Origin of the sequence: Comamonas sp. GCA5 (genome assembly GCF_036541385.1) — a bacterium.
In the GTDB taxonomy this organism is placed as follows: domain Bacteria; phylum Pseudomonadota; class Gammaproteobacteria; order Burkholderiales; family Burkholderiaceae_C; genus Comamonas; species Comamonas aquatica.
Window position 1 is genome coordinate 23,236 of record NZ_JAZHFR010000009.1, and the last position, 15,882, is coordinate 39,117.

13 protein-coding genes and 1 pseudogene are annotated in these 15,882 nt (G+C 64.6%); 7 read left to right on the plus strand and 7 right to left on the minus strand.

The annotated features are described in order from the left end of the window. Positions 1–9: 9 nt before the first annotated feature. The 3 genes from alaS (at position 10) to SJH88_RS03735 (ending at position 5,215) form a co-directional block, all read left to right on the plus strand. Entirely contained in the window at positions 10–2,634 is a 2,625-nt protein-coding gene (alaS, locus tag SJH88_RS03725) for an alanine--tRNA ligase (protein ID WP_274753643.1), read from the plus strand. 287 nt (positions 2,635–2,921) lie between these two features. Then, entirely contained in the window at positions 2,922–3,947 is a 1,026-nt protein-coding gene (locus SJH88_RS03730) for an ABC transporter substrate-binding protein (RefSeq protein WP_274753658.1), read from the plus strand. Positions 3,948–3,961: 14 nt separating this feature from the next. Continuing rightward, on the plus strand, positions 3,962–5,215 hold the full coding sequence (locus SJH88_RS03735; protein ID WP_274753644.1) for a GGDEF domain-containing protein: 1,254 nt from the start codon (positions 3,962–3,964) through the stop codon (positions 5,213–5,215). Between the two features lie 60 nt (positions 5,216–5,275). On the opposite strand, the gene SJH88_RS03740 is transcribed toward SJH88_RS03735, so the two are convergent. The 4 genes and pseudogenes from SJH88_RS03740 to SJH88_RS03755 all read right to left on the minus strand — a co-directional run bounded on the left by SJH88_RS03740 (position 5,276) and on the right by SJH88_RS03755 (position 8,987). Then, entirely contained in the window at positions 5,276–6,268 is a 993-nt protein-coding gene (locus tag SJH88_RS03740; protein WP_274753645.1) for a GGDEF domain-containing protein, read from the minus strand. Positions 6,269–6,307: 39 nt separating this feature from the next. Continuing rightward, complete coding sequence (gene trmB, locus SJH88_RS03745) at positions 6,308–7,072, minus strand: tRNA (guanosine(46)-N7)-methyltransferase TrmB (RefSeq protein ID WP_043383511.1); 765 nt, start codon at positions 7,070–7,072, stop codon at positions 6,308–6,310. Beyond that, positions 7,056–8,014: pseudogene (gene gluQRS, locus SJH88_RS03750) on the minus strand (tRNA glutamyl-Q(34) synthetase GluQRS). Before gluQRS ends, trmB begins: the two are co-directional and overlap by 17 nt. A gap of 4 nt (positions 8,015–8,018) precedes the next feature. Beyond that, entirely contained in the window at positions 8,019–8,987 is a 969-nt protein-coding gene (locus SJH88_RS03755) for a LysR family transcriptional regulator (protein ID WP_210931200.1), read from the minus strand. Positions 8,988–9,111: 124 nt separating this feature from the next. Here SJH88_RS03755 and SJH88_RS03760 point away from each other — a divergent pair, with 124 nt between their 5' ends. Then, the gene (locus SJH88_RS03760; RefSeq protein WP_043741213.1) at positions 9,112–9,825 is read left to right on the plus strand and encodes a pirin family protein; all 714 of its coding nucleotides are present in this window, start codon (positions 9,112–9,114) and stop codon (positions 9,823–9,825) included. A gap of 56 nt (positions 9,826–9,881) precedes the next feature. After that, complete coding sequence (locus SJH88_RS03765) at positions 9,882–10,295, plus strand: DoxX family protein (protein WP_274753646.1); 414 nt, start codon at positions 9,882–9,884, stop codon at positions 10,293–10,295. Positions 10,296–10,387: 92 nt separating this feature from the next. Here SJH88_RS03765 and SJH88_RS03770 read toward each other — a convergent pair whose 3' ends face one another. From SJH88_RS03770 to SJH88_RS03780, 3 genes are all read right to left on the minus strand, one after another. Continuing rightward, a complete protein-coding gene (locus SJH88_RS03770) occupies positions 10,388–11,242 on the minus strand; it encodes a MinD/ParA family protein (RefSeq protein WP_274753647.1) in 855 nt (284 codons plus the stop codon). A 10-nt stretch (positions 11,243–11,252) separates the two neighbouring features. Continuing rightward, a complete protein-coding gene (locus SJH88_RS03775; protein ID WP_270147348.1) occupies positions 11,253–12,041 on the minus strand; it encodes a GGDEF domain-containing protein in 789 nt (262 codons plus the stop codon). Positions 12,042–12,119: 78 nt separating this feature from the next. Beyond that, complete coding sequence (locus SJH88_RS03780; RefSeq protein ID WP_270147346.1) at positions 12,120–13,778, minus strand: SulP family inorganic anion transporter; 1,659 nt, start codon at positions 13,776–13,778, stop codon at positions 12,120–12,122. A 175-nt stretch (positions 13,779–13,953) separates the two neighbouring features. On the opposite strand from SJH88_RS03780, the gene SJH88_RS03785 reads away from it, so the two are divergent. Then, the gene (locus tag SJH88_RS03785; protein WP_274753648.1) at positions 13,954–14,439 is read left to right on the plus strand and encodes a BON domain-containing protein; all 486 of its coding nucleotides are present in this window, start codon (positions 13,954–13,956) and stop codon (positions 14,437–14,439) included. An 83-nt stretch (positions 14,440–14,522) separates the two neighbouring features. Then, on the plus strand, positions 14,523–15,761 hold the full coding sequence (locus SJH88_RS03790; RefSeq protein ID WP_274753649.1) for a PLP-dependent transferase: 1,239 nt from the start codon (positions 14,523–14,525) through the stop codon (positions 15,759–15,761). The last annotated feature ends 121 nt before the right edge of the window (positions 15,762–15,882 follow it).

The following is a 15,882-nucleotide window of genomic DNA, read 5'->3' on the forward strand; positions in this document are numbered from 1 at the left end:
CACATATCCATGAGCACTCCCACTTTCTCCGTTGCAGACATCCGCAAGACGTTCCTGGACTTCTTTGCCTCCAAGGGCCACACCATTGTGGAATCCAGCCCGCTGGTGCCCGGCAATGACCCCACCTTGATGTTCACCAACTCGGGCATGGTCCAGTTCAAGGACGTGTTCCTGGGGACCGACAAGCGCCCCTACACGCGTGCGACCAGCGTGCAGACCTGCCTGCGCGCCGGCGGCAAGCACAACGACCTGGAGAACGTGGGCTACACGGCCCGCCACCACACCTTCTTCGAAATGCTGGGCAACTGGTCGTTCGGCGACTACTTCAAGCGCGAATCGCTGAAGTGGGCCTGGGAGCTGCTGACCGAGGTCTACAAGCTGCCGGCCGAGCGCCTGCTGGCCACCGTCTACGCGGAAGACGACGAGGCCTATGACATCTGGACCAAGGAAATCGGCCTGCCCCCCGAGCGCGTGATCCGCATCGGCGACAACAAGGGCGGCCGCTACAAGTCCGACAACTTCTGGATGATGGCCGACACCGGCCCCTGCGGCCCCTGCTCGGAAATCTTCTACGACCACGGCCCGGAAATTCCCGGCGGCCCTCCAGGCTCGCCCGATGAAGACGGCGATCGCTACATCGAGATCTGGAACAACGTGTTCATGCAGTTCGACATGGCCGAAGACGGCTCGGTCAAGCCGCTGCCCGCACCTTGCGTGGACACCGGCATGGGCCTGGAGCGCCTGGCGGCCATTCTGCAGCACGTGCACAGCAACTACGAGATTGACCTGTTCCAGAAGCTGATCGCCGCGGCCGGCCGCGAGACCCACACCGCCGATCTGGCGACCCCCTCGCTGAAGGTGATTGCCGACCACATCCGCGCCACCGCCTTCCTGGTGGCCGACGGCGTGATCCCTTCCAACGAAGGCCGTGGCTACGTGCAGCGCCGCATCGTGCGCCGTGCCATCCGCCACGGTTACAAGCTGGGCCAGAAGACCCCGTTCTTCCACAAGCTGGTCAAGGACCTGGTCGCCGTGATGGGTGATGCCTATCCCAAGATCCGCGAACAGGAAGCCCGCATCACCGACGTGCTGCGCGTGGAAGAAGAGCGTTTCTTCGAAACCCTGGCCAACGGCATGGACATCCTGGACAGCGCGCTGGCCGGTGGTGCCCAGGTGCTGCCCGGCGATGTCGCCTTCAAGCTGCATGACACCTACGGCTTTCCGCTGGACCTGTCCAACGACGTGGCGCGCGAGCGTGGCGTGACGGTGGACGAGGCTGGTTTCCACGCGGCCATGGAGCAGCAGAAGAACCAGGCCCGCGCGGCCGGCAAGTTCAAGATGGACCGTGCGCTGGAGTACACCGGTGCCTCCAACACGTTCACCGGCTATGACCGTCTGGTGGAATCTGCAAAGATCGTAGCGCTGTACGTCGATGGCACGCCCGTTTCAGCGCTGAACAACGGCCAAAGCGGCGTCGTGGTTCTGGACACCACACCCTTCTACGCCGAATCCGGCGGCCAGGTCGGCGATCAGGGTGTGATCAGCGCAGGCTCGGCCCGCTTTACCGTGGCCGACACCCTCAAGATCAAGGCCGACGTGTTCGGTCACCACGGCACGCTGACCACCGGCACGCTGAACGTGGGCGATAGCGTGCAGGCCGAGGTCGACACCCAGCTGCGCGCGGCCACCATGCGCAACCACTCGGTCACGCACATCATGCACAAGGCCTTGCGCGAGGTGCTGGGTGAGCATGTGCAGCAAAAGGGCTCGCTGGTCAACGCCGACCGCACCCGCTTTGACTTCACCCACAACGCCCCCGTGACCGCGGAAGAAATCCGTGAGATCGAGCGCCGTGTGAACGCGGAAATCCTCGCCAACACCGCCACCGACGCTCGCGTGATGGACATCGAAGCGGCCAAGGCCACCGGCGCCATGATGCTGTTCGGCGAGAAGTACGGCGAATCCGTGCGTGTGCTGGACATCGGCAGCAGCCGTGAACTGTGCGGCGGCACCCACGTGCACCGCACCGGCGACATCGGCCTGTTCAAGGTCGTGGGCGAGTCCGGCGTGGCCGCTGGCGTGCGCCGTATCGAAGGTATCACCGGCGAGAACGCGCTGGCCTATCTGCAATCGCTGGAATCCACCGTGGACCAGGCCGCTGCGGCCTTCAAGGCACCAGCGACCGAGCTGACCCACCGCATCGGCGGCGCCCTGGAGCAGATCAAGGCCCTGGAAAAGGAAATCGCTGCCCTTAAGGGCAAGCTGGCCTCCAGCCAGGGCGATGAGCTGCTGACCCAGGCGGCAAACGTCAAGGGTGTGAAGGTGCTGGCCGCCAAGCTGGAAGGTGCCGATGCCAAGACCCTGCGCGACACCATGGACAAGCTCAAGGACAAGCTGGGCGCGGCCGTGATCGTGCTGGCGGCCGTGGACGGCGACAAGGTGCAATTGGCGGCGGGCGTGACCAAGGCCGAGACCGCCAAGGTCAAGGCCGGCGAACTGGTGAACTTTGTGGCCCAGCAAGTGGGTGGCAAGGGGGGCGGCAAGCCCGACATGGCCATGGCCGGCGGCACCGATGCCGCGGCGGTGCCCGCTGCGCTGGCCTCCGTGCAAGCCTGGGTGACCGAGCGCATCTAAGACGCAAACGGCCCAGCCGTTCGACAGCCAGGGCTTCCGCTCCCTGGCTTTTTTTTGCCTGCCATCCGGGAAAGGGAAGGGTAGTGCTTCGCTTATTCCTATTGGATTGCTTGGTCTATTGATTTTTTAAAAGCTTTTACGCTTAATCTGTATCCATGTCTGTATGCAAGCGGCTGACTTCAGCGCTTACGGTGGCCTGCTGTTTGTTGCGTCACGCCAAGTCGGTGGGCTTGTGCGTGGCTGCCGCATGGGCCGCCATCTGCATGCCGGCCACTGCGCAGTCGGTGGTGTTCATCAATCCCGGTAAAGCCACTGAAACCTTCTGGGCCTCTGCTTCCGACGCCATGCACAGGGCGGCCCAAAGTCTGGGCATGCAATTGCGCGTTATCTATGCCGAGCGGGATCGGCTGGAGCCGATTGCGATTGCCCAGCGTTTGGCGCAGCTGCCGCCTGCACAACGTCCGCAGTACGTGGTCTTCTCCAACGACTACAGTGTGGCACCGGCGGTGTTGCGTGCCCTGGAAGGCTCCAGCATCCAGGCTTTCCTGGCCTACAGTGCCATCCAGCCGGAGCTGCGTGACCAGGTCGGGGTGCCCAGGGGGCGTTACCCATTCTGGCTTGGCAGCCTGGAGCCCCGAGCCCAGGACGCCGGTTATCTGACGGCCAAGGCCCTGATCGAGGCCGCGCGCAAGCGCCCCGTGCTCAAGGCCGCGGATGGAAAATTCCACCTGCTGGCGATTGCCGGGGATCGCTCCACCGCCTCCTCCATCGCGCGCAACCAGGGCCTGCACCGGGCTGTGCTGGAAGCGCCGGATACCGTGCTGCTGCAGGAGGTCTATGGCGAGTGGCGGCGCGACAAGGCGCGCTTGCAGGCGCAGGAGTTGTTCCGCCGTTATCCGGAAGCGCGCTTGGTCTGGAGTGGCAATGATGAAATGGCCTTGGGCGCCATGCAGGCCTGGCAGATCCAGGGCGGCAAACCCGGCAAGGACGCGCTGTTCAGTGGGATCAATACATCGGCACAAGCCTTTGAGGCCTTGCGCCAGCAGGAATTGAGCGCCCTGGCGGGCGGGCACTTTCTGGCGGGGGCCTGGGCCTTGGTGCTGCTGTTTGATTACCACCACGGGGTGGACTTCAGCTCCGAAGGCCTGGAGCTGGTGTATCCGATGTTTAAACTCTTTGGTACATCCAGCAGCCTGCGATTTGAGAAAAGCTTTGGCACAGGACAGCACCCCCTGGACTTCAAGCCGTTCAGCAAATACCACCATCCTGCTTTGCGACGTTACGACTTTGACTTGGACCAGCTGCTGCGTTAGCAGCGTGTGAATGTATGTACCGTGAAGCCGGGGAGTTCCGCTCGATTGCCACTTTGATGTTGCAGCGCATCATCGCGCTGGCACTGGTCTGCCTGATCGGGACGGGGGGGCTGCAGCTGTGGCTGGAGCGCCAGCAGCAGGAAAAGCTGTTCTTCCAGACCATGGCCTTGATGGTGGAGACCAGCAGTCAGGCGATGGCGCATGCCATCTGGGACATTGATCGCGATGTGCTGAGCTTCCAGATCCGTCGTCTGACGGAGCTGGAGGCGGTGGGGCTGGTCCGGGTGTACATCCGGTCGACCGGCGAAATCCTGACATCCGGGCGTGCCGGGGTGGCTCAGGATGTGCCGTCCTACCAGACGGTGATTTACGCCCCCCACGCGCTGCAGCAGCCCTTGGGCACGATCGAGGTCTGGGCCGATCGCACCTATTACCGCAATCTGTTGTGGGAGTCCCAAAAGCGCGTGATTCCCGGCTATCTGATCTTCACGGTGCTGATGTGCCTGATGGTGGCCTGGGTCATGCGCCGCGACCTGGGTCTGCCGCTGCGCCAGATCGCGGACTTTGCGCGCAATCTCAGGCCCGAGACGTTGAACCAACCGCTGGAAGTCCGGCGCCCGGAACGGGCCCGCGCCGACGAGATCGATATGGTGATGAAAGGTTTCGAGCACCTGCAACAAGCCCTGGATCGCCACATCAAGGACCTGGATGGCATGGTCAAGGAGCGCACGGCGGAGCTGAGCGCCCTGGTGGATGAAGTCAAGCGCCTGTCCCAGCTGGATGCGTTGACTGGGACCTTCAACCGCCGCGCCATGGAGCAGCGCCTGCCGCTGGAGATGGAGCGTTGCGTGCGCTATGGGCGCCCGTTTGCGATCATTTTTGCGGACATTGACCATTTCAAGCGCATCAACGACCAGCACGGCCATGCCGTGGGGGACGCTGTGCTCAAGGCCGTGGCATCGCGCTTGCAGGCATGCCTGCGGGCCAACCTGGACTGGATGGTGCGTTTCGGTGGCGAAGAGTTCGTGATCTTCATGCCCGAAACTGATCTGTCACACGCCCAGGCCGTGGCCCAGCGGCTGGCCGAGGACATGCGCGCTACGCCTTGGGCGTGCAACGGCTTGAGCCTGTGGCTGACCTGCAGCTTCGGCGTGGCCGAATACCAGTCGGGGGATTCGATGGAGAGCCTGCTGGAGCGTACCGACCACATGCTTTATCGGGCCAAGGACCTGGGGCGGGACCGCGTGTGTGCGGATGCCACGGTGTGAGTCACGGCAGTGCGGTGCTTCGGCCCAGCCCATCCCTTGGCGCAGGTGCGGTTAAGGGGCTCAGAACAGCTCGACGTCCGCGTGTGACACCTGGGAGCCACCCAGCAGGCCTTGATCCTGCAGGCTCTCGAAGTGGCAGACGCGGTTGCGGCCATGTTCCTTGGCGTAGTACAGGGCCTGGTCTGCCTGCCCCAGGATTTCCACGGGCGAGCAGAGTTTGGCGCCGGCAAAGCCGACACTGACGGTGACCTGCCCGACCTGCGGAAAATCATGCCGCGCCACCATGGCCCGGAAGGCTTCGAGCGAGGCCTGCGCGGATTCCTTGGCCATCGGGGGCATCAGCACCACGAATTCTTCGCCACCAAAGCGGAAGATGCGGTGGCGCGGGCCGAAGGCCGAGCGCAGCAGGTTGGCCACCAAGATCAGCACCTCATCACCGAACAGATGACCAAAGCGGTCGTTGACCAGCTTGAAGTGATCGATGTCGATCACGGCCAGCCACGGCTGGATCTCGGTCTGCATGCTGACGGCGCTGGCAAAGCGCAGCAGGTGCTCGTCGAAGGTCTTGCGGTTCAGCAGATCCGTCAGCGCATCGCGTTCGCTGTAGTCCAGCAGGCTTTGGTAGTTCTGGTAGACGTTGAACACCCCGGTGATCACGTCCAGGTTGTGGGTGTTGAAGGGCTCGGACTGGGTGATCTCAATGCACACATGCACTTGTTCGTGCATCCAGACGGGCAACCAGATGGTGTGCTGGTGCGCGTCGGAGTGCTGGGCCTGTTGCGCCTTGTGGGCAATGCAGGCCTTCAGGTGGGGCAGGGCCTGCAGCGGAATGCGCTGGGCATCGTTGGCAAAGTCCTGCTCGGCCGCCACCAGTTGGCCGGCTTCGTACCAGGTGCGGGGGCGCACCCAGTATTGGTCACCGAGCTTGAGCAGCTCCAGTGCCCGAACATTCGTGATGTGCGGTAACTGCAAGAACGTGGAGAGTACGGACAACTCCAAGCGCAAATGATCGCGTTGGCCGGTCATTTGAACCAAGTTTTGCAGAAGGTGCATGAAGTTCGGCGCGGTGGTGACAACCAGGAAGCGCGCAGCTTAACACTTGGTGAAGACTAAGTCCCAGACTCCGTGGCCTAAACGCAGCCCCCGATTTTCAAATTTTGTTAACGGGCGGTAATCTGGCTTGGCGGCATAGCCCTGCGCGGTGTTGGCCAGCTGCGGTTCGGCGCTGAGCACTTCCAGCATCTGCACGGCATAGGGTTCCCAGTCGGTGGCGCAGTGGATGTAGCCACCGGGTTTCAGACGGGTGGCCAGCTTGGCGACCAGCGGCGACTGGATCAGGCGGCGCTTGTTGTGCTTTTTCTTGTGCCAGGGGTCGGGGAAGAAGATGTGCACGCCGTCAATGCTGCCTTCGGGCAGCATGTGGTCGATCACCTCCACGGCATCGTGCTGCAGGATGCGGATGTTGGTGATGTCGTGCTCGCCAATGCGCTTGAGCAGGGCGCCGACGCCGGGCTCGTGCACTTCGCAGCACAGGAAGTTGTCGTCGGGGCGTACGCGGGCAATGTGCGCGGTGGCCTCGCCCATGCCGAAACCGATCTCCAGGATCAGCTTACCGGGGCGGCCGAATGCGGCCTGGGCGTCGAGCGGTGCGTTCGCGTAGCTCAGCAGGAACTGGGGGCCCAGGTCCTCGAACGCCTTGGCCTGGCCGGTGGTCACACGGCCGGTGCGGCGCACATAGCTGCGAATGGTTTTGGGAAATGCCACATCCGCCGGGGCCTGGCCTGCGGCGTGTGCTTGGGGGGCGGCTGCGTCCGGGGCAGCCTGGGGGGTGTTTTGTTGCTCAGTCACGCTGCGCATTGTAAGTGGAGCGCCAGATTTCAACCCACTGCGCCAGCGCATCGGCCACCGTGGTTTCGGGGTTTGCCGCGGGCAGTTGCAGCACCTGGGCTGCGGCATTCAAGGCCTGCAGCGGCTGGTGCAGCTCCACCGCCGGGGCGCCATGCTGTTTGGAGAGTTTTTCGCCATCGGGCATGCGCACCAGGGGGGTGTGCAGGTACTGCGGATGCTGCAGACCCAAGGCGTGCTGCAGCAACAGCTGGCGGGGTGTGTTGTCGGCCAGGTCCTCGCCGCGCACGACGTGGGTGATGCCTTGCAGGGCATCGTCCACCACCACGGCCAACTGGTAGGCATACAGGCCATCGGCGCGCTGCAGCACAAAGTCGCCGGCCACCTGGCCGGGGCATTGCTGCTGCGGGCCCAGGCGGCGGTCGTGCCAGTGCAGGCAACCGTCAATTATGGAAAAAGGAGCACTCAGCGCTTGCCCTGTCTGCGCTGCAGGCCAATTGGATACATAGGCGTCAAGGGCAAAGCGCCAGCTGCGCACCGGCTTGCCGTGCAGCCCCTGGCGGCAGGTGCCGGGGTAGGGGCGTTCCACATGCCGCTGGTGGGACAGTCCCAGGTGCTGCCACGCGGCCTCGATGTCCTTGCGGGTGCAGCCGCAGGCATAGGCCAGGCCCGCCTGCTGCAACTGGGCCAGGGCCTGGGCGTAATGGCTGTGGCGCTGCGATTGCCAGGTGGGGGCTTCATCCGGCAGCAGGTGGCACTGGGCCAGCTGCTGCAAGATGGTCTGGTCCGCCCCGGGGGGCAGCGCGGGGGGTCGATGTCCTCGATGCGCACCAGCCAGGTGCCGTGGTGGGCGCGCGCATCCAACCAGCTGGCCAGGGCAGCCACCAGGGAACCCGCATGCAGCGGCCCGGTGGGCGAGGGCGCAAAGCGCCCGCGGTACGCGGTGCGGGGCATGGGGTCAGGCCTGTACCGGGCCGGCCACGGCCGTGGGCGACAGGCGGTGGTCGTTGAGCAGGGCTTTCTGGGTCACCGGGCTTTGCAGCTGGGTCAGCCACCAGTGCAACGCCTTGCCCAGTCCGCCACTGCTGGGTTTTTTCCAGGCATAGCGCATGCGCAGCTGGCGTGTGGGGCGGGTGACGGGCTTGGTGACCAGCAGTCCGGCTTCCACATAGGGGCGGGCCATGCTTTCGGGCAGGAAGCCGCAGCCCAGGCCACGCACCTGGGCGTCGATCTTGGCCTGGACGGTGTCGACCGTGAACGTGTCCTGGCCGCCCAGCAGGCCGATGGAGGTGCGCTCGCGCTGGGCCGAGTCGGCGACGACGATCAGGCGGTGCTCCAGCAGCAGTTCGTCGGTGATGGGCTGCTCCACCTGCGCCAGGGGGTGGAACGGCGCCACGGCAAAGACAAAGGTGATGTCGCCCAGGTCCTCCAGCTGCAGCCCGGGCACGCTGGTGTTGTTGCTGCCCACACCCAGGGCCAAGTCGGCCCGGCCGGTGCTCAGCAGCTCGACCGGTCCCGTCAGCGTGCCCATGCCCAGCTTGATCCGGGTGGGGGACTTCAGGGCATAGAAGGCCTCGACCAGGTCGAACAAGGTGGCCTGGGAGATCACGCCATCGGCGACCAGGGTGAGTTCCGGCTCCCATCCGGTGGCAACGCGGCGCACGCGGTGCGCCACGGCGTCGATGTCCTGCAGCAAGCGGATGCCCTCGGTCAGCAGGGCCTGGCCCGCCTCGGTGGCCTGGGCCTGGCGGGTGCTGCGGTCGAACAGCAGCACATCCAGCGCTTCTTCCATCTGGCGCACGCGATAGGTCAGCGCACTGGGCACCAGGTGCAACTGTCGCGCCGCAGCGGCAAAACTGCCAGTGTCGGCAATGGCCTGCAACATGGCCAGGCTGTCTGGCGTTAAAACATCACGAGGGCTGGGCATGCGGTGGAACGCTCATTCAAAGAGTTTGAATGATGCCATCAAACGGTGGCGATCAACGCTGGAACTGGCGCCCTTACAGTTCTGGACATGGCAGGTCACGACCTGCAGATGCAAGGAGCACCCCATGATTCAAATCCGCAAATCCCACGAACGTGGCTACGCCGACCACGGCTGGCTCAAGTCGTTCCACAGCTTTTCGTTCGCCGGCTACTACGACCCGGCCCACATGGGCTGGGGCAACCTGCGCGTCATCAATGAAGACCGCATCGCAGCCGGCACCGGCTTTGGCGCCCACCCCCACCACGACATGGAAATCGTCAGCTATGTCATGGAGGGCGAGCTGTCGCACAAGGACAGCATGGGCAACGTCCAGACGATTGCGCCGGGCGAAGTCCAGCGCATGACGGCCGGCACCGGCGTGGTCCACAGCGAACACAACCACGCGGCCGGCCGCACCACCCATTTTCTGCAGATCTGGCTGCTGCCCAGCCGCCAGGCGCTTGAGCCTGGCTATGAGCAAAAACGCTTCAGCGATGCTGAGAAGACCAATGTCCTGCGCCTGGTGGCGTCTCCCGACGGCCAGCAAGGCTCCGTCCACCTGAATGCCGATGCCAGCATCTACGCCAGCCTCGTGCGACCGCAGCCCGGGCAGACGGTACAGCTGGAGCACGTGTTGCCCCAGGGACGCAAGGCCTATGTCTTGGTGGTCCAGGGCCACATCGAGATTGCGGGACAAAAGCTGACAAGCGGCGATGCGCTGCTTGCAGAAAATGAGCGCAGCCTGCGCATGGAGAGCCAGCAGGCTGCCGAGTTACTGGTGTTTGATTTGGCACCCTGAGTGCCTGGTTTGTTGATGGATTCCCCCAAGGACACTGCCCATAGAAAGCAATAGATATGAACAACTCTCTTCAAGACACTCTGGCCTTGATGGGCCGCATTCTGCTGGCATGGCTGTTTGTGCCCGCCGGTTTTGGCAAGATTGCCGGCTTTTCCGGCGCTGTCGGCTATGCGACATCCGTGGGTCTGCCCCTGCCCGAGGTTGGGGTGGCGGTGGGGCTGCTGATCGAGCTGGTGGGCGGGCTGATGCTGCTGGTCGGCTTCATGACGCGCCCTGCTGCTGTGCTGCTGGCGTTCTTCACCTTGGTGGCCAGCTTCTTCTTCCATGCCTATTGGTCGCTGCCGGCGGACCAGGCCATGATGCAGCAACTGATGTTCAACAAGAACATCGCCATCTCGGGCGGTTTGCTGGCCTTTGCCGCCTTCGGGGCAGGCCGCTGGAGCCTGGACGCCAAGCGCCTGCGCGTTTGAGCGTGATCGGTGGTGGCTTGGCCGCCACCGTCATCTAACCATCAAAAAGAGCTGCATAACGCAGCTCTTTTTTGATGGGCATCGCGCAGCAATCACTCGGGCTGCGGCGCAGGCAGCATGGACTTGATGCGGCTGGCCAGTTGGGCCACCGCAAGCGAGGCCGCACAGCCCGGGGTGGCCTGCAGCAACAGTTGGCGGCGCATCACGGCATCGCGCACGGCCTTGTCGGCAGGGATGTCGCCCATGTGGATCAGGCGCATGGGCAGGCCCGACTCGGTGTTGACAAAGCGGTTCAGCACCTGTTGCAGCTGGCCGGTGATGGCGCGGCCATCGCCAGGGCGGATGGCCTGGTTGATCACCAGGCGCATATTCTGGCGCTTTTGCTGGGTGGCCAGCACCTTGATGGCCGCATAGGCATCGGTCAGCGAGGTGGGCTCCGGCGTGGCCACGATCAGCACTTCCTTGGCCAGCGAGACCGAGAACAGCACCACGTCGGAGATGCCGGCGCCCGTGTCCAGCAGCACCACGTCGTAGTTGGGGGCCAGGGTGTCGATCACATGGATCAACTGATTGCGCACCTCGGGTGTCAGGCGCGAGTATTCGACCATGCCCGAGCCGGCCAAGAGCGCATGGAAGCCGCCGGGGGCTGTGACCACCGCGTCTTGCAGCGAGGCCTTGCCGGTGAACACATCGTGCAGCGTCACCTTGGGGTAGAGGTTTAGCACCACGTCCAAGTTGGCCAGGCCCAGGTCGGCGTCCAGTACCAGCACGCGCAGTCCCAGGCGGGTCAGCGCGGCGGCCAGGTTGGCGGAGACAAAGGTCTTGCCCACCCCGCCTTTGCCACTGGTGACGGCAATGATGTGCGCGTTCGAGGTGCGGATGGTGCGCAGTTCGCCGCCAGGGATGGTGGCCTTGGTGGGGTGGAGGGGGGACAGCACGTCGCTCATCTCAATGCTTTCAGTTGACGCCATCTGTCGAGCCCAGGGGGGCGGCGAATACATCGGACCAATCCCCGGGCCAGCTGGTATCGCCAGTCAAATCGGGGACAAAAAGCAGTTTTTTTTCTTCTGCAGTCACGGTGCTGTCAGGTTGTTGTTCGATTTCAATCCGGTTGCGGCCATGGCTCTTGGCTTGGTACAACTGCTGGTCCGCGCGCTCGATCCACAGCTTGCGCGTGCTGCGTATCCATTGCAGGGCGTAGGCACCGCCGATGCTGACGGTGACGGTCAACTCCTGGCCCGGCGCGATCGGCACGCGCAACGCTTCGACCGCCTTGCGCACGCGTTCGGCCACATTCTGGCCATAGGCGGGCTGGCAGGCCGGCAGGACGATGGCGAATTCCTCGCCGCCATAGCGGGCCAGCGTGTCCATGGGGCGCACACAGCTATTCAGGGCCTGGGCCACCACTTGCAGCACCAGGTCGCCGACGTTGTGGCCGTGCAGGTCGTTGACGCGCTTGAAATGGTCCACGTCGATCATCAGCAGCAGGGCCACGTCACCGGAGCGTGCCACACGGTCCAGTTCACGGTCCAGGATGGTGTCGAACTGGCGGCGGTTGGCGCAGCCGGTCAGCGGGTCGCGCAGGGAGAGGTCGCACAGCTCATCGATGATGGCTTGCAAGTGGCCGGAGGGATCGTGGTCCGCTGGAGGCAGGCCTGCACTTTCTTCTTTACCCAGCAGTGCAAGCGCTCCGTCCAGACGGAGCTGATGCAGCGTGATGGGGAGAGTTGTGGCAGTACCAGTCACAAAAAACGATCCAGCGTGGTTAATTCGTTCAAGTGTAGCAGTCCATGCAGACTGGGTGCGGGCTTCCTGCCATTTACCTCAATAAGCGTTGCGCAAAAAAGCCAGTGCTTGTGTATTGGTACGGTGCAGGTGCAGGCCGGTGCCGGGGGTCAGGCATCCTGCTTTGTCCAGTATCGCTTGCACCGGCAATTTCAATCCGCCGATATGCAGGTCAATCCCGCGCTTTTGCAGGCTTTGGCGCAAGCGCAGAAAGCTCTCCACGCCGGTGACATCGATCCGGTTGATGGGCTGGGCGTCCAGGTACAGGGCCTGCAGGTCCGGATGCTCCTGCAGTGCCTGGGCCAGATGGCGTTCCAGCGCGGCGGAGGAGGCGAAGTCCCACTCGGCATCCAGGCGCACGGCCAGCACGTGCGGGGTGATGGGGGGCAGGTTCCAGATGGCCCGCGAGCGCAGGCTGCCATCCGCGTGTTCGCCGATCTCGACGATCCGCGGGTGCAGGCGGTGGTACAGGAAGTGGCATAGGCTCAGCAGCACACCCGTGAGCACGCCCCAGTACAGGCGCGGCGCGGTGGCCAGTGTCAGCACGAAGGTCGTCAGGGCGATGCTGCCTTCCACCGCCGAGATGCGAAACAGCGCCTGCAGGCTGCGCGGCTGGATCAGGTTGATGACGGCCGAGACCACCACCGCTGCCAGGGCCGCCTGGGGGATGTGGTACAGCCAGGGCGTGAGCCACAGTACCGTCACCAGCACCATGCCGATCGCGAACACGCTGGTCCAGCCGGTCTTGGCGCCCACGTGCAGCGTGACGGCCGAGCGGGAAAACGAGGCACTGATGGCAAAGCTGCCGCTCAGGCCAGACACCACTTTGGACATGCCCTGGGCGATCAGGTCCTGGTTTTCATTCCAGCGCGTGCCGGCCTGGCGGTGCTCCAGCTGGGCACTGGACGCCACCTCCAGAAAGCTCACTAGGCTGACCATGATCACGGGCAGCAGCAGGCGCGAGACCTCGTCCCAGCCGATGGCGGCCGGCCAGCTCAGCCCGGGCAGGCCCGCCGGCAGGTGGCCGACGATGTTGCCGTCGCGTTCGGCATAGCCCAGGGCGGCGCTGAGCATGCCGCACAAGGCCACCACGAGCACGGCCGCGGGCCAGCGCGGGGCCAGTTTCTTGAGCAGCAGCAGCAGGCCCAGCCCGCCCAGGCCGAAGCCGGCGGCCCAGCCGTCGAAGTGGTGCAGGTCGGGGTTGTGGAACCAGGCGCTCCAGGTGCTGCGCAGCCCCAGCAGGTCGGGCAGCTGCGACAGCAGGATCAGAATGCCCGCCGCCTGGGTGAAGCCGTTCAGCACCGGCGAGGTGACCAGGTTGACCAGCCAGCCGCTGCGCAGCGCGCCCAGCAGCCACTGCACGGCACCGGCCATAATGGCCATCCAGCAGGCCAGGGTGACCCAGTGGGCGCTGCCGGGTTCGGCCATGCCGGCAAGCGATGCACCGATCAGCAGGCTGGTCAGGGCTGTGGGGCCGACGCCCAGGCGGGGGGAATTGCTCCACAGCACGGCCACCAGCGAAGGCAGCAGGGCCGCGTAGATGCCGGTGACCAGCGGCATGCCCGCGAGCGCGGCATAGGCCACGCCCTGGGGCAGCAGCATCAGGCCGACTGTGACCCCTGCCAGCATTTCGCCGCGGGCCAGCGCCCAGGTGGGGCGGGGCCAGGCCAGGAAGGGGAACCACTGTTTCAATTGCATAAGCCGCTATTGTGGAGGGATTGCAGGGCGTCTTGGATGTTCGCGCTTGTCCTACGGACGCTTCGGCCCTCTCCGACCGGGCGGGATTCGGGTTGCCCCTAGGATTCACCCCACGTCGTCACGGTGTTGAGGCCGTGGCTTTGCCTATATGAAGATTGATGAGGAGCTTTCACACATGTCGATATCTCACAAGCGCGTTGTTCAAGTGCTGGCTGTCTCGGCCCTGGCCCTGGGCCTGGCCGCATGCGGTCCCAAGGAAGAAACCGCCGGCCAGAAGCTGGACAACACCATTGAGCGTACCGAGCAAGCTGCTGAAAAGGCCAAGATGGAGGCAGACCGCGCCGCCGAGGCAGCCGGTCAGAAAATGGAAAACGCCGTAGAGGCCACCAAGGAGGCCGCGCAGCAGGCCGCCGATGCCACTAAGGATGTGGCCAGCGACGCCTTGGCCGTGGCCAGCGAGGCCAGCATTACCGCCAAGGTCAAGGCCGCACTGGTGGGCGATGCCGACCTGAGCGCGCTGAAGATCAATGTGGACACCAAGGGCAGCGTGGTCACCCTGCACGGCGAAGCCCCCACCCAGGCAGGCAAGGACCGTGCCGAGCAACTGGCCAAGGCCGTGGAGGGCGTGTCCTCCGTCAACAACCTGCTGACCGTGAAGTAATCCGGCGCACGGTTTCCAAGAAGGCCGCCTTCGGGCGGCTTTTTCTTGGCCGGCGTGCGCGGTGGGCGGCTTAACATGTGGGCATGAAGCAAGCACGCCACATCACGACCGAGCTGGTACACCACGTGTACCAGGCCCCCGCCGCTTTCTCCGCGCCGCAGCCGGCGGTGCACAAGGCTTCCACCGTCCTGTTCGACAACGTGCAGGACATGCGCACGCGCCGCTGGTTGGACAAGAGCGGCTACACCTATGGCCTGCATGGCACGCCCACGACCTACCAGCTGGAAGAGCGCCTGTGCAGCCTGGAAGGCGGCCAGCAGTGCCTGCTGGTGCCCAGCGGGCTGAGCGCCATCAGCACCGTGGCCCTGGGTCTGCTGTCAGCGGGCGATGAGGTGCTGATTCCCGACAACGCCTACGGCCCGAACAAGGATTTCGCCGACCACGAGCTGACCCGCTGGGGCATCCGCCCGGTGCTCTACAACCCCATGGATCTGGCCGACCTGCAGGCCAAGATCACGCCGGCGACCACGCTGGTGTGGCTGGAAGCCCCGGGCAGCGTGAGCATGGAGTTTCCCGACCTGATCGCCCAGGTCCAGGCCTGCCGCGCGCGCGGTGTGACCACGGTGCTGGACAACACCTGGGGTGCGGGACTGGCCTTCCAGCCGTTCGACCTGCTGGCCGATGGCGGCAGCCTGGGGGTGGATGTGTCCGCGCATGCGCTGACCAAGTACCCCAGTGGCGGTGGCGACGTGCTGATGGGCAGCATCATCACGGCGGACGCGGCCCTGCACATGCGCATCAAGCTGACGCACATGCGCCTGGGCATTGGCATCGGCGCCAACGATGCGGAGCTGGTGCTGCGCTCGCTGTCCAGCGTGGCCCTGCGTTACCGCGCGCACGATCTGTCGGCCCGCACCCTGGCGGCGGCGCTGCAGCGCCAGAGTGCTGTGGTGCAACTGCTGCACCCGGCATTCGCCGGCGCGCCTGGCCATGCCCACTGGCAGCAATTGTGCGGCGGCGCCAACCAGGGCCAGGGCGCGGCTGCGGGCCTGTTCAGCGTGGTGATTGACCCGCGCTACGACCGTGCCGCCATCGACAAGTTCTGCGACAGCCTGCAGCTGTTCCGCCTGGGCTACAGCTGGGGCGGGCCCATGAGCCTGGTCGTGCCCTATGACATTGACAGCATGCGCAGCTGCGGCCGCGGCAGCCTGCAGGCCGGCTCCGTGGTGCGCTTTTGCGTTGGGCTGGAAGATACGCAGGACCTGCTGCAAGACCTGGCCCAGGCGTGGCAACTGGCTTTCGGCACGCCCTGGCAGGGCTGAGGTCGCCTGAAAAACAAGAGCTGCTGGCGCTTGTATACATTGGTTTTCAGGGTGAAATATCTCTGAAGCCTTTGTTGGAGGCGCGCCAGCCGCTCTTTTTTTTATCGGGTGTTTTCCGCAG